This is a genomic window from Metabacillus niabensis, from assembly GCF_902829255.1.
Lineage (GTDB): Bacteria > Bacillota > Bacilli > Bacillales > Bacillaceae > Metabacillus > Metabacillus niabensis.
Map to the genome: position 1 here is coordinate 1 of NZ_CADEPK010000353.1, position 15,322 is coordinate 15,322.

General features: G+C 35.8%; 13 protein-coding genes. 2 read left to right on the plus strand and 11 right to left on the minus strand.

Going from position 1 to position 15,322, the window contains the following annotated elements; all coding sequences use genetic code 11:
• From HU235_RS19905 to HU235_RS19920, 4 genes are all read right to left on the minus strand, one after another.
• Nucleotides 1–1,337: hemolysin family protein (locus HU235_RS19905; RefSeq protein ID WP_174881340.1), on the minus strand; the 1,337-nt coding region annotated here is incomplete at its 3' end.
• 89 nt (nucleotides 1,338–1,426) lie between these two features.
• On the minus strand, nucleotides 1,427–1,828 hold the full coding sequence (locus tag HU235_RS19910) for a MerR family transcriptional regulator (protein WP_325100946.1): 402 nt from the start codon (nucleotides 1,826–1,828) through the stop codon (nucleotides 1,427–1,429).
• Between the two features lie 308 nt (nucleotides 1,829–2,136).
• Complete coding sequence (locus HU235_RS19915; RefSeq protein WP_174881341.1) at nucleotides 2,137–3,831, minus strand: methyl-accepting chemotaxis protein; 1,695 nt, start codon at nucleotides 3,829–3,831, stop codon at nucleotides 2,137–2,139.
• Nucleotides 3,832–4,250: 419 nt separating this feature from the next.
• Nucleotides 4,251–4,817, minus strand: a complete 567-nt coding sequence (locus HU235_RS19920) for a hypothetical protein (RefSeq protein WP_095297092.1) — start codon at nucleotides 4,815–4,817, stop codon at nucleotides 4,251–4,253.
• Between the two features lie 199 nt (nucleotides 4,818–5,016).
• On the opposite strand from HU235_RS19920, the gene HU235_RS19925 reads away from it, so the two are divergent.
• Nucleotides 5,017–6,366 (plus strand): helix-turn-helix domain-containing protein, encoded by a 1,350-nt coding sequence (locus tag HU235_RS19925; protein ID WP_174881342.1) that lies wholly within the window; start codon nucleotides 5,017–5,019, stop codon nucleotides 6,364–6,366.
• Between the two features lie 176 nt (nucleotides 6,367–6,542).
• Here the strand turns inward: HU235_RS19925 and HU235_RS19930 are convergent, their stop codons facing one another.
• From HU235_RS19930 to HU235_RS19940, 3 genes are all read right to left on the minus strand, one after another.
• A complete protein-coding gene (locus tag HU235_RS19930; protein WP_174881343.1) occupies nucleotides 6,543–7,892 on the minus strand; it encodes an NTTRR-F1 domain in 1,350 nt (449 codons plus the stop codon).
• A 472-nt stretch (nucleotides 7,893–8,364) separates the two neighbouring features.
• Entirely contained in the window at nucleotides 8,365–8,898 is a 534-nt protein-coding gene (locus HU235_RS19935) for a GNAT family N-acetyltransferase (protein ID WP_095299784.1), read from the minus strand.
• Nucleotides 8,899–9,091: 193 nt separating this feature from the next.
• The gene (locus HU235_RS19940; protein ID WP_174881344.1) at nucleotides 9,092–9,508 is read right to left on the minus strand and encodes a carboxymuconolactone decarboxylase family protein; all 417 of its coding nucleotides are present in this window, start codon (nucleotides 9,506–9,508) and stop codon (nucleotides 9,092–9,094) included.
• A 121-nt stretch (nucleotides 9,509–9,629) separates the two neighbouring features.
• On the opposite strand from HU235_RS19940, the gene HU235_RS19945 reads away from it, so the two are divergent.
• Entirely contained in the window at nucleotides 9,630–10,079 is a 450-nt protein-coding gene (locus HU235_RS19945; RefSeq protein ID WP_174881345.1) for an Lrp/AsnC family transcriptional regulator, read from the plus strand.
• 107 nt (nucleotides 10,080–10,186) lie between these two features.
• Here the strand turns inward: HU235_RS19945 and HU235_RS19950 are convergent, their stop codons facing one another.
• The 4 genes from HU235_RS19950 to HU235_RS19970 form a co-directional block, all read right to left on the minus strand.
• Nucleotides 10,187–11,374: a PDZ domain-containing protein gene (locus tag HU235_RS19950; protein ID WP_174881346.1), complete on the minus strand. Its 1,188-nt coding sequence runs from the start codon at nucleotides 11,372–11,374 to the stop codon at nucleotides 10,187–10,189.
• A 75-nt stretch (nucleotides 11,375–11,449) separates the two neighbouring features.
• Entirely contained in the window at nucleotides 11,450–11,692 is a 243-nt protein-coding gene (locus HU235_RS19955; RefSeq protein ID WP_174881413.1) for a swarming motility protein SwrAA, read from the minus strand.
• Between the two features lie 339 nt (nucleotides 11,693–12,031).
• Nucleotides 12,032–13,489, minus strand: coding sequence for a S41 family peptidase (locus HU235_RS19965; protein WP_174881348.1), 1,458 nt, complete (start codon nucleotides 13,487–13,489; stop codon nucleotides 12,032–12,034).
• A gap of 378 nt (nucleotides 13,490–13,867) precedes the next feature.
• Nucleotides 13,868–15,292, minus strand: coding sequence for a murein hydrolase activator EnvC family protein (locus HU235_RS19970; RefSeq protein ID WP_174881349.1), 1,425 nt, complete (start codon nucleotides 15,290–15,292; stop codon nucleotides 13,868–13,870).
• Between the last annotated feature and the right edge of the window lie 30 nt (nucleotides 15,293–15,322).

Here is a 15,322-nt window from a genome sequence, read left to right on the forward strand (position 1 = left end):
TCTTCATTGTTTTTACTATTGTTAAATGCGATGACATTATCCTTACCTTTCATTACCTCTAAATAATGAATTTGATGACCATCACTATTATGTACTTTAAATATGAAACCAGCTTCTTCAACCTTAGCACCGACACTTGCGTCAAAGTTTTGTGTAAGGAACCATCCGCCAATTGTATCAATATCCTCATCAGAAAATGCTGTACCAAGGAGATTATTTACATCTTCTATAAGAAGTTTCCCATCGAGAATGTAGTGGCCGTCATTTATTCTACGAATTTCTGGTATTTCATCTTCATCGAATTCATCTCGAATTTCACCAACGATTTCCTCTAAAATATCCTCCACCGTTACTAATCCTGATGTCCCACCATATTCATCAATTAAAATAGCTAAATGTGTTCGTTCTTTTTGCATTTTCAATAACAAATCATGGATTGGGATCGTTTCGATGACGCGAATAACTGGGTTAATAAATGTATCGATTACAAATTCCTTATTGCTTTCCATATCTGTAAATCTAGAGGTTAAAAGCTCTTTTATATTTAGGAAGCCTACTATATTGTCCTTGCTTCCATCTGTTACAGGATAACGGGTATACTTCTCATTTTTAATAAGCTCTAAAATTTCATCATAGGAATCTTCGACTGAAATTGATACAATCTCAGTTCGTGGAACCATGATTTCTTTTGCTAACTTCTCGTCAAATTCAAATATATTATTGACGTACTTAAGCTCATTTTTATTTATTTCTCCACTTTTATAGCTTTCAGATAACAAAATTCGAAGCTCTTCCTCAGAATGTGCTAATTCATGCTCAGAGGCTGGCTTCAGTCCAAATATTCCTACTAAAACACGGGCAGATCCATTTAAGAACCAAATGAATGGATACATAATTCGATAGAACCATATAATTGGATTTGCAAACAGCAATGTTACCGTTTCTGCTTTTTGTATTGCAACGGTTTTTGGGGCAAGTTCACCGACTACAACGTGCAAAAATGTTACTAACGCAAAGGCAATACCAAACGATAAGATATGTGTTATCGACTCGTTAAAATGTAAATATTCAAACAAGGGATGTAATATCTTTTCTACGGTTGGTTCTCCTAACCAACCTAGTCCTAAAGCTGTGACAGTAATCCCCAACTGACATGCTGATAAATATTCATCTAAATGTGAAACTACCTTTTTTGCCGCCTTTGCTCCTTTTTTCCCTTCAGCAATTAATTGGTCAATTTTTGACATTCTGACCTTTACAATAGCAAACTCTGTTGCCACAAAAAAACCTGTTAAAGCAATTAATAGAAAAATTAAAATTAAGTTAATTGTCGTCAATGAGTAGTCCTACAAAAGTAAGACCTACACCTCCTAATAAATTGTATGATTGTTTATTATTCACTATTTCATCCATGAGATTCACCTTGCTAATTAAGCAGAAGTAACAAAGATTGAATTAATGAGAGACTTTCGTGTGAGACATGCTTTTTAACATATTCCTGATTTTTCATGTTACTTTTATCTAGCTGTGATAATACTTCGGTTACATCCTTTTCTAAGCATTGAATTTTCAATCGCAGTTCAAGGACATCAATTTCTTCTGCATTCTCTTCAATTATTTTTCTTTTTATTTCATCTAATGACATACCATCAGCTTTATGTTTTTCAATTAATTTTATTTGTTCAACTGTCGATTTATCGTAGTAGCGATAATTAGAAGCAGAACGTTCTGCTTTTAACAACCCTAAGTTGGTATAATAATCGATCGTTCTCTTTGTTACACCTGTTATTTCTGCAAGTTCTCCTATTTTTAGCTTTTCAGTCCCAATCGTTAAACCTCCAAACTATAACGTGATGGTTTTATTATATTTGTACAAATTCATTTCAACAACTATTCAAGTGAGTAATTAATAAAATGTTCACAAATATAAGTGAATGCTTCATTTATTGCTAGCACCTTGGACTATTCTTAGCTCATTATTAAAGCATTAACAATAAATACGATTAAACATAGATAAAGGTTTCAAAAATTTACTCTTCATGATATAAAAGAGAAAAGGGGGTGTATTATGTCCCCTCTTCAACTATTCATATCTGTTAGTATTTTAAAGCTAGTCTAATTCAACAAAAGTTACACCTAAAGCTTAAATGTATTAACAGTATCCTTCAGTTTTGTTGCAAGCTCTGATAACGTTCCGGCAGATGCTGAGATCTCCTCCATCGTCGCCATTTGTTCTTCTGTAGATGATGCAACGTTTTGTACATGAAGTGAGGATTTTTTAGAAATCGCAGAAATTCCGGCTACTGATGCTGAAACCTCCTGTGCACTTGCTGACATTTGTTCAGAAGTTGCCGCTATTTCACTAGTTTGATCCTTCATTTTATCCATTGTTTTTATAATTTCCCGGAAAGCAATATGTGATTTGTCGGCTATTGTTAACCCGTCTTGTACATCAGCTTTTACCTTGCTCACCGATTTGTTTGAACGTTCCATATCTTCCTGAATTTCAAAAATCAACTGTGAAATCTGAGCAGATGATTTTTGTGATTGTTCAGCAAGTGCGCGTACCTCTTCTGCAACAACAGCAAAGCCTTTTCCATGCTCTCCCGCTCGTGCTGCCTCAATCGCTGCATTTAATGCTAGTAAATTCGTTTGGTTTGCAATTTCATTTATCACCTTTGTAATCGAATCAATTTGTTGTGATCGTTTATCAAGCAGTGCGATGACTTCGCCTGTTTCTTGAACAGAGGTATGGATAGCATGCATCTGTGTTACTGTTTTTCCGACATAGTCACCGCCAAGAACTGCCTGTTTACTTGCGCTTTGTCCAGCCTCAACAATTTGTGACGTACTTTCAGCCATATTATTTATTCCGAGCGCAACTTCCTCTAACGCTATTGATGTTTCCTCAACACTATTCGTTTGCGCATCCGCTCCATTTGCTACTTCTTGTATCGCATCGGCTACTTGTGCTGACGCTAAACTTGTTTGCTCAGCACTTGCGTATAGCTCTTCAGATGAAGCAGCTACCTGTTCAGACGTATCGACGACATTGCTTATGAGCATTTTTAAACTATCCTTCATATGACGATAGCTTGTTGAAAGCTCCCCAAGCTCATCCTTTGTATTATCAATGATTTCGATTGTAAAATCCCCTCTCCCCGCATTTTCCAAAGCATTTGAGAGTGAACGAAGTCTTCTTTTTAAATTTCGCGTAAACAAGAAGACGATAATCGATGCTATAACGATAATAATTAGTAATGAAATGATAAATTTTACTATAAAGCTATTAATTGTATCATCGATAACCTGCTGTGACGCACCAACATAAAAAATACCGATCGCATCACCATTTTTATCATTTAGTGGCATATAAGCTGATTGATAAAGATATTCAGCCACCTTTGCTTCTCCGTAGTACTTTTCACCTTTCTTTAAGACTGCCTCAGCAACTTCCTCAGAAACAGTAGTCCCAATCGCCCGTTTTCCATCAATTTTAACATTTGTTGCGATCCTCGTATTCCCTTGAAAAATTGTGACAGTATCGTCTGTTTCCTCACCAATCTGATCAACAAGCGCAAAATTTTCATTCATAAGCTCATTGCCTTTATACAAATTTCCGTCCTTAATCTCCCAATCACCGGGAAATCTACTATCTATATAAGAATAAGCTAACCCTAAATCACCCTTTGCTTTCTCAATTGCAAAGCTTTTGATCCCTTTTGTTACCTCATGAACAACTAATGCACCAATTGTTATTGAAAAAAGCAAGATGATAGCAACAACAATGAGATTTATTTTAGTCCCGATTTTTAATCTCCCTTTTAACATAAATGTTCTCCTTTACTTTATATGTATACATATATATCGGATCATTTAATAGAGATTTTTAGATTAAAATTATTTTTAGATGATAATTTTTATTGGAAAATATACCCAATTAAAAAATTAATCATTAATAAAATCTCATAAAAGGGAGCAGGTATATCAAATCATCAAATCGTTGCCAATACAAACAAAAGGAATGCCTCCTATAAGCATTCCCCTCCTCATATATTTAACTAACTGTTCCCTATCGATTATTTCTTCTAATTCTTGAATAATAAACGTAGGATACTCTACTAAAGAAATTTCAATTCCCAATAGTTTAATACACTCTTTTAGTTTCTGTTCTATTGTTCAACCTACACACACGTTTCTTTCGAGTATAAATAGATTAGCAGGTTGTATTCACAATCTTGTAGCATCGTTTATCTTACAGCTCCTAAACGGCTATATTTACGCTTTACACTTATAAGTGAACGGTCAAGCTTATTGGCTACCTCATTTAATGTATAGCCTTCCATTACTAGCACTTTCAATTGGTTTTCTTCTTTTATACTCCAAACCTTGTATGAGGTTGGATTTTCATATTTTCTTTCCTTTTCAACCCATGATGGTTCAGGAATAATTGTATGTGGTTCAATTTTTGAAAAATCTATTTTCTCACGATTATCTTTTGCCCATTTCCAGAAATCTTCAGGATGAATAAAATAAAATTGCCTGCTGCAGCGAGTCGTTTTTTTTGTACTTTGTAACCCATGCTTTGTTATCCAGGCTCTAACAGTCGTTGCATCCTTTTGAACTAATTTCGCTAGTTCATAGGTTGTCAGGTACCCGGTTTGCGCCTTCGTATTTGATATACCTAATCGCTTCAACTTATTTTTGATTGATTCCTCTGTCCGATTTAACTTCTTCGACATCGTTGTAATCTTAAGTTTTCCAACATTATCTTTTAAAAAATCAATCTCTTCATCTGTCCAATTTCTTCTTTTCACCAAAACACTCACCCTATTTAGTCAAATATGAATAGTAAATACGAATTAAATTATATCAATCACTTACGAAATTTCAATCTTTTTTTATTAGTAAAATACAAAAAAACTTCATTTGTGTAGTAAAATATATCTACCCATAGTAATTTTATGCGGAATTGTGTAAAATATAGTCGAATAGTCGTTCTTGATAGGAGATAATATGAAAAAGCAAATACCTAGACATAATTCAATTGGAGAAAAGCTTCGCGAAGCAAGAAAAGCAAAAGGACTTACGTTAGGTGAATTAGCTAAAGGGATCTGTTCTCTCGGTAAAATGAGCAATATTGAAAATGGCCATGTATCCGTTACAGATGAAGAACTGAAAAAATTTTGTGAGAAATTAAATATCCCTATTAATTTTTTTGCTGATCCTAATATTGAAGACAAAATTAATGAACTCGACAATCAAAAGCAAATCATCATAGACTTAATTAGGTTAAAAAATTGGAAATCGATCAAGCTGCAGTTAGCAAGCTTTAAGAAAAAAATTGAAACCTATGCCATTCATACGAGAGAAATAGATTATAACTATTTAAGCGGTGTCTACTATTATGAAATAAAGCATTATTTGCTTGCAGAAGAATTTTTAACAAAAGTGATGGAGGAAGAAGAAGAGAACAATTATAATCTTCGTCTCAAAATAAAAGCGTATAACGTTCTTGTCGGAATTTACTTTTATCAAAAAAAGAGCGCAAAAAGCAATTACATATTAAGTGAGGCGTTAAAACTTTCACAGGCAAGTCCTACGATCACAAAAGAGGAAAGAGACAATATTTATTATAATTTCTCAATTCTTAACCTATACACTGGCTTAAACGATTTGGCATTAAATTATATAAATAAAGTAAATCATCATATCATTTCACCGCTCGAAACAGAATATATAAAGCTTTTAATTTCATTTTTAGAAAATGACTCTGTCGATGAAATGAGAGAAGACTTATTTAATCTAAGAGAGAAAGTTCAACAAACAAATGATAAAGAAGGCATCCTTAGAGGATGGGCACTCATGATATACTCAGACATGACTGCTAAACCGGCTATAGAGCTTATACAGCAATGGAAGGACAGTTTCTACTTCGACTTAGATTTAATCTCTCAAGAATTTGAAGAGGAAACATTATCATTGTTACAGTTAAGTATTTATGTCTGTTTAAAAAAATCCGAAGAGCAGGATCTTATTGAGGAACTATTTGAGAAAACAAGAACATTTCTTCCAAACATCTCAAATCAAGAGCTTATTGCAAGAAGCTACTTTTTAGAAGGAATTTTTGAAAGAGTTTATAAGCAAAATTCTGAAAGAGCCCTTACTCTTATGCAGCAAGCACTAGACACATTCGACAAAGCTGATGAAGGCTTATTAAAGGCAGACATTCTGTTTGAAATCAGCAGCTTATTAGGAATAGATAATCAAGCAATGGATGCGCTAAAAATTTATCATTCCCACACAAAAGGAAATTTCTTGTTTACTCATTTTCATGAACTGACATTACCAAGATTAAAATATTGAGATGTATAGAACGAGAAAGAACAGAACGTTTGTCTTTTCTCGTTTTTTATCCTTCACTTTTTATACTGGCTTCTTATTAGATTCAACATTCGGCTAATAGCTGCTTATTCATTCTTTAAAAATAATCCAATCAAAAGAAGATGCCCTTTCCTAAGAAAGAGCATCTTCAAAAATTCTTACTCTACTCTAATAATTGTTAACGCTGCTCCTGTTGCTCCCCCACCTAGTAATGTTGCTACTCCTAAAAGTCCAAATAGTTCTAATGAAATTGTATCCCCTGCAGTTAAATCAACGATTACATCATTATTATACTGTGATATACCAACAACTGGTGAAATGATAGATCCAGGAATTGGTGTAGTACCATTGATTACTAGTCTCGAGCTTACTAAAACTCCAGCAGTGGTGTTAATTTGATAACTAATATAGTAGCGACCAGTAGCTGGAACGGTAAATGCAGTATCTGTTGCATTTGCAGTGAAATCATCTAAATTTTTGACATTCGGAAGTGGTATTTCTGTTCCACCAACAACTACACTAATTACACTACCTTCAGTGTTTGCAGCAAACATTGAGTTAGAAGTAACTGTAGCTCCTGTTGGGCCTGCTGCTCCTGTTGGGCCTGCTGCTCCTGTTGGACCTGCTGCTCCTGTTGGACCTGCTGCTCCTGTTGGGCCTGCTGCTCCTGTTGGACCTGCTGCTCCTGTTGGGCCTGCTGCTCCTGTTGGACCTGCTGCTCCTGTTGGACCTGCTGCTCCTGTTGGGCCTGCTGCTCCTGTTGGACCTGCTGCTCCTGTTGGGCCTGCTGCTCCTGTTGGACCTGCTGCTCCTGTTGGACCTGCTGCTCCTGTTGGACCTGCTGCTCCTGTTGGGCCTGCTGCTCCTGTTGGACCTGCTGCTCCTGTTGGGCCTGCTGCTCCTGTTGGACCTGCTGCTCCTGTTGGGCCTGCTGCTCCTGTTGGACCTGCTGCTCCTGTTGGACCTGCTGCTCCTGTTGGACCCGCTGCTCCTGGTAATCCCGGTGCTCCTGTTGGACCTGGTGCTCCTGTTCCCCCACTACCTTCACCAATATATAATAGTGAAACATCATCAACAATTACATCTGAAGAACCACTCCTAGGTAGATTATTAACCAAGACTAAGGCCTGTGTAGTGCCTAAAGGAGCCGGTGATGTTGTTTGATAAACTTCTAACCATGTATTATTATCTTCAACATTAGGTATCCGATCTTCGTCTATTATTGTAATTAAACCATAACCTAGAAAATTGAAGAATTGATCATAGTAACCGACAGATAAGGTAATAGGTGAACTTAGAGAAGTACCAACTCTAGCTAAAGATGCTAAAAGTTCAAAACTTTCACCAGCATTTGCTTCGACTATTTGGTAAATGTAGCCGTTCACACTATCGCTTAGCAACCTAGTTGAATAGTATCCACTATGAGAAAATTCTCTTGTTACAAATGCATTAAAAGGAATCCATGGTGTAAGTAGACCAGTCTCAAAGCTGTTGTTAATGACTCTCATAACTCAATAATGTCCCCTCCTTTACTATTAAAATTCACTAATTTTATGAACACACTATTATATATTTCTAATAAAATTTAGCAGTGTGGGGATATATTACTCAAATTAATTAGTTAAAATCATTAATTACTGGTGAAATTAGCCACTAAGGATTGTCCAATTTCTCAATTGACTATAAAAAATTGAGCCACTTTTTAAATTACTATCACGGATTTGATAACTTTCACACTATGAGGAATTAATTATTAACAGCCAATAACACTGAATTAAATTAAAGGATAGTCGAATACATCTAGGTCAATTAACAATATATCTTCACGATTGTAATATTAATAAACATTTCATTGAAAAGAGATATGATTGCTTTTCTCTGCTTATCCCCATTCAATTAAATATGCTGCAGAAAAAACAAAGAAGCTGTCTAAAGGGTTATCCCCTTTGTATCGAGACAGCTTCTTTGTCATAAGAATCATTAAATATCAGATTTTAGCTTTGAATAAATTGCGAGATCAATAAATTTCCCTTTAGATTTTTCCGATTGTCTAAGTGTTCCTTCATAGGTGAAACCTAGTTTTTGTAAGACTTTAATTGAGTTTACATTTTCTGGTTCAACCTTTGCTTCAACCCTATTAAGGTTTAGTTCTTTAAATGCAGTTTCTACTAAAATAGCGATCGACTCTGGAGCATAGCCATTTCCCCAATAAGGCTTTGCTATATCATAACCTATTTCAGTCTTGCAATTTTCAAGGTCGAATGAATTAAATCCACAGGAGCCTATTATTTCATTCGTTTCTCTTTGAAAGATCGAATAACGGATCGCTTTATTTTCTTCCGCAAGTCCATTTAAAAAGGTAATCATTTCAATCGCCTCATTAACATTTGTGAAACGATGAATATTCATATATTTCGTTACATTTGGATCAGACCATATTTTAAATAATTTAGGCGCGTCCTCTATTGTCATTTTTCTTAAATGTAACCGCCTTGTGTACAAATCGTTAATCAATACCTTTACCTCCTAGGATGAATTTGGATGAAATAAAAATATTGATATCTGCGCATAATTCAGTCCCTTCAGTTCCAGTTTAAAAAGCACGATAAAAGTTAATAGTTAATTTTCGTTGCAGTTACTCGCTTTCTCGAAGGAAACCGAGACTTTTTCTGAATCAACAAAGTGCAATAAAGCTTAACAAACATATTTATGCTTTCATAGGCTCCAATTTCATAATAGCACCAAAATACTGCGAGGCTGTAGTAAAAGTAATAAAAGCACAAAGCTCGCTAATCTCTTCATCAGATAGGTGCTCCTTCAATACCTGAAATGTCGCATCAGATATATTTCCCTTTTGTTTACTAAATACCTCTGCGAATGCTACTGAAATTGCTATTTTTTCATTGAATAAACGTGGATCTGGCTTTCCTTTTGCTTTACAGTACTCACAGCCATTCGTTTGTGCTAACGTTCTTCTTACTTGCTCTTTTAACTGAGCAGAAAGAAGTCCATCCTTTTCAAGCCCTTCCCCTAATTTATTCCACGAATTCATGATCTCTATGTTATGTCCTAACAGTTTTTGAAATGGGGTATCCCCGTGATTTGATTGACGAATTCTTGCCATACTTCATACCTCCTTGTACTATTAATAATATCGAAGTATTTAGGGATTTCACATTAAATATGAAATTGAATTCGGCTTAACTTTTTAAAAGACGAATAAAAAAAGGAGATTAACTTTAAAAATGAAAATTGATTCAATAGATAAGAAAATTATTGATGAATTAAGAGAAAATAGCAGATTATCGATGAGTGAGTTAGGAAGAAGAATCAATTTATCTTCTCCATCTGTAACAGAACGTGTAAGGAGAATGGAGTCATTTGGGATAATCAAAAAGTATACATTGGAAGTGGATTATGAAAAATTAGGACTTCCGATTCAATGCATAATAGAAGCTACCGTTAAGAATGGCGACTATACCTCTTTTAAAAAATATATTGAGAAGTTACCCAATGTTGAATTTTGTTATCGAATTGCAGGAAATGCCTGTTACATGCTTAAAATGCAATTCGATACTTTTGCTAAAGCAGAGGAATTTATTGAAAATGTGAATCCGTATGCGCATACGATCACGCATTTTATTTTTTCACAGGTCGAGACTCAATTTAAAATGGATTCTAACGATTATTCATAAAAATTCTATATGTAAGACTGCCTGTAATATTCATTATCATTATATAATGGAAGCACAATAATAAAAAACGAGAGATTCAACTATCTCTCGTTTTTTACATTTAGAAATTACACCGCTTCATTTTCCCACTTCTTGTCATCTTCAACAAATAAGATGCCTAATTCATGATGCTCTCCATCATATAACGCGCGTTGGGTAAAGCGGATTTCTCCATTAAAATCGATGACCTCGAGCTTACAATATGCTCGGTTTTTTTGAAGTGCTTGATAAAATTCGTCAATTGTTTTTACAGCATGACCATTTACCTTCATTATCATTTCCCCGACCTGCAGACTCATTTTCTCCGCTGGTGAATGTGGAAGAATCCCGAGAATCATTAATCCTTTATCACGCTTTGAAAAATAAAATGCAGCAGAATCATCGTTCATTCGTTGTCTTATCGTAATAAATTCACGCCCAACAATTGCAACAAGTATAGCAATAAAGGAAACGATCGGTACCCATATGCTAACGACTGAAACGAGCAATGTGATAATCCCTAACCAAATAACTCGAACGCCCGTCACCTTAATGCTTTCCTTTGGTAATGAACCTTGGACTTGCTGATGAAATCCTAGGAAAAACGGAACGAAAAGCAGCATAAATGGTTCACCGTTTACCGTTAACACAGGCCACCATGGAAGAGTGGACGATAGCTCTCCACCAGGAACTAAGAATAATAATGGAAGCATCCATGACCGATTTGCAACATGTGTTCCAATCGGCAAGCCTCTCGTACTCGTCTTTACATATGGTGATGTCCGCTTATGTGCTGTCCGAAAAATAAGCACACCTTCTGCAATGATTAATAAGCTAGCAACAATGCTTAACGACGAAAAACTCGTTTCCGATAAACCGATTAAAAATTGCTCGGCATTAGCAACTTGTCCATTAACTAATATTTGTGCGGCTAAAAAGGTTATACCAACGGAAAATGCTGCCGAAAGCAAACGTAGACGCAATGTTAACCCAAGTATTGCCGTCACAATCGCGAGAAGAACCAATGTGCCAAACGGAAGGCTTACTCCAAGTGCGAAAAGAATGATGGAAACAATCAATCCGATGAATAAACCTTTTGTATACGTAAACTTTAGCTCTTCATACATATCTTGAACACGGATATGAAAGGAATTTCTTTCTCGTTTAATGCGAATATATCCATGAGCAAGAGCTAGTAGAAAGAACAAATAAAATAGGGGATGAAGAAAAAAACGGCCAACTGCAAAAAGCAACTCTAGTAACCATTGTTCTATCAAAACAGAATCCCACCTAACTGTTTCTACTCTATTGGTTACTCATATTTTACCACCTCTATGAATAATTGAGTATGCTTATTTTAAGTTGTTCCATAGACTTGTATTTGATAAAGAAAAATCACTTAATGAATGATCAATTTCAATATGCAAAATATCCTCTATCATTTGGAGTGATTTTTTTATATCTGCTAAATTCAATGACAGTCTCTTACTGTTCTGAACTAAGTATGTAAAATAGTCACGAACGACTTCTTTATCAATTTGCTCTGTTTCTTTCACTGTCGTGTAATTTGCTAAATATCTGCAAAATAACTGAATCCATTTACTCTAATGAGCAGCACCCTGTGCATCCGCGTTTATCTCACTTAATTCTTTAATTAAATGCTGATAAACCTTTTCCCGATGATAGCTAGACTTTTTCATGATGAATCCCCCGGCTTTCTAATCGTTTATCATTTATCTTACAATGTTTTATCCATGAGCCTATTTTTAATATCATTCGTGTTCACTTATATGTATTCGACATTTTTATCAGTTTTCCGTCTAACCGGATTAAAATTAGTGGATCTTACCTAGACGTTTTTTATTTATAGGCATTCAGAAATAAGAAATTACGGGAAATAAAAAGGGACTAACGACAGGTTAGCCCCTTTTTGCTTATTCAAACAATGCCTTCATTCCCATTTTTAATTGCTGGTCATTTTCATCATTGTCTTTTAGTTCACTGATTTTTTGATTTAATGTATCGGCAGTCTGCAAATCAATTTTTCCTGTTACCGGAAGCTCATTTGCTTCTTGGAACTTCTTAACTGCCTTTTCTGTTTCTTTACTAAAATAACCATCCTCACGACCTGGCTCAAAGCCTAATCCCTTTAAAGCAATTTGTGCAGTTTTTACTTGCTCATTATTCATATCAACAACTAATGATTTATCGATTTGCAACGGACTTAACTGGTAAACAGCCGACTGGGAAACAGGGATTGTCGGTTCTACACCTTTTTTATGAATCCAATTTCCTTCAGGTGTTAACCATTTGTAAAGTGTGAGCTTGATGTTACTTCCATCTCCCATTGGAACAGCCTGTTGTACCGTTCCTTTACCAAAGGATGTGTCACCAACAACCTTATAGCCAGATGCCTCCTTTAAGGCACCTGCAAGTATTTCTGAGGCAGAGGCACTTCCTTTATCAATAAGAACTGTTACAGGATATTTCTTTTTCTCTTTTAAAGTAGAGAAATATCGTTTTTTATCACCATTGCGTTCTTCAATTTGAATATACGGATGGTCCTTTGTGACAAATTGCTTTAAAATTTCCTCAACGCTTTGCAAGTATCCACCAGGATTTCCACGAACATCTAAGACAAGACCTTCCATCTTTTTATCCTCTAAATCCTTAAGGGTTGCCTGAAAATCTTTAGCAGTATTTTCAGAGAACGATGTAATTTGAATATACCCTACTTTTTTGCCTTTATAATCCTTCATTGAGCCGAATACCGTTTCAACTGGAATTTCATCACGAACAACATCAAATGTTAATCTTTCTCGAGAATTTGGCCTCATCACCTCGATGGCTACCTTCGTACCTTTTTCTCCACGAATTTTCAAAACCGTTTCATGTAAATTTAGCCCTTCGACATCTTCACCATTAATTTTTATAATTTGGTCATCTGGCTGAAGACCTGCCTTCTCAGCAGGAGAGCCTTTAAAAGGTGCAACAATCGTTACTTTACCACCCTTCATTCCAACTTCCGCACCGATTCCTTCAAATGAGGAATCAAGTGATTGTGAAAATTGCTTTGCCGTCTCCTTATCCATATAAACGGAATACGGATCATCTAACGTAGACAGCATCCCTTGAATGGCACCCTCTAAAAGCTTTTCTTCATCAACCTCTTCTACATAACGAGTTGAAATGAGCTCTAGTGCCTGCTTAAACTTATCAAATCCTTTTATTTCAGAAGCTTCCTCCTCAGCACTAAATACATTTCCCATTACCGGGAGTGCTTCAGTCTTGCTCGCGTTCTCCTGATGGAAAACTTCCGTGCCTAAGTACATGCTACCTGCTCCTGCAATGAATGCTAGTACGATTAACAATGCGGCTACTCTCTGCTTCATCCTATACCTCCTTGAAATTCCAATATAAACAGGTTTTAACAAACTTATAAGTAGACTTTTATTAGTATATGTTATGCTTGGACAAATCATGTAAGCAAATGTGAAAAGAAACAGCTAATATTAGAAATAGCATTTTCATACAGGTGTGACAAATTCAATATATTTTAGCTAGTTTTGTTTTATATGAGCATTTTATTTGGATTTGTCCGTATGATTCTTTTTTTAGCATGTATTTTTCCTTAGCACCTCTAGTATTTCATCGTTTCTTTCCCGCTAGTTCAGAATGCGGTTTTTAACATTCTATCGATTAACTAATACTTTTGCATAATAAAAAGCCTCTAAAACAATTGTTTTAGAGACTTCAATAATGATTGATGTTTACCGAAGATACTTTCTTGGATTGACAGCATTACTCGATCCATTCCAAGGTCCTTCGTGGATTTCAAAATGTAAATGCGGTCCAGTAGAAATACCTGTATTACCCATGAGTGCAATTTGTTGGCCTTGTGAGACTGTCTGACCAGCACTTACCAAACTTGCTTCAAGATGTCCATATACAGTTGTATATACTTGTCCATTCATATTATGAGTAATAAAAACAACATTACCATAGCCACTCATAACTCCTGAGCGAATAACTGTACCACTTGCTGGAGCATAAATCGGTGTCCCAGAACTGTTTGCGATATCAATTCCCGCATGTAGCTTTCTTTTCCCTGTTACCGGGTGAACACGCATGCCAAATTCAGATGTGACTGTTCCAGATGCTGGCCATATGAAACTACTACTTACTTCAGCAGGTGTTTCTGATGATGACGAGTTACTAGAATTGCTTGAGTCGTTTGAGCTACTTGAGTTATTTGATGAACTTGAACTACTTGAGCTTTGAGTGCTTTCTGTACTTTGTGTACTTTGAGTCGTTTGCTTACTCTGCTGTGCCTCTTGTGCTTTTTTTGCTTCCTCAGCTTGCTGCTTGGCTGCTTCAGCTTGTTTTTTTGCTTCTTCTGCTGCAGCACGGGCAGCTGCTTCAGCGGCTTCTTTTTGTCTCTTTTGTTCCTGCTCAATTGCTTTCTTTTGTTCAGCTAAAAAGTCTGCTTCAACTTCAAGCTCCTGAATATCTTGGATCGTATCGCCATATTTAGCCTGAACTTGCTTCATTAACTCCTGCTTTTGTTTAGACTGTTCGCTTAACTTTTTCTCTAATGATTCAAGCTCTTTTAAAGAATCCTCTAGGTTTTTCTTTTCTGTTATTAATGCAGTCTCAGCCGTTTCTAATGTTGCCTTGTCCTCTTCATGAGCTTTAAGTATCTCACGGTCTGCTTCAACGATCGTTGATACAGCACTAACTCGACTGACTAAGTCACCGAAGCTTTGCGCACCTAAAACGACCTCTAAATAACTAACTACTCCACCGCCTTGTTGCAATGAGCGAGCACGGTCTTCTAGTAAATTATTACGCTCTGAAATTCTCTTTTTGACTTCATCAATTTCAACCTTTAAATCTTCAATCTTCTTTGTTGTTTCTTCAATGCTTTCTTTTTTTTCACGGATTTTACCACTTGTTTCTGAAACTTGTAAGTCAATGGATTTAATTTCTTCATCAAGCTTTGACTTTTCCGCCTGCAATCCAGCTGCTTCGGTTTCCTTTTTTTCGAGATTTGTTGAAACATCTGATTGCTTTTGCTGGATATCTTGCTTTTTCTCCTCTAGCGTTTCAGCGAGGGCAGAATTGTTCAATGGTAGTAATAATCCGCTTGTACCGATAGCGGTAGCCAAGCTAAATGTCACAAATTTTCTGTTCACAATCTTTCCTCCCCAAATATATATGTAGAC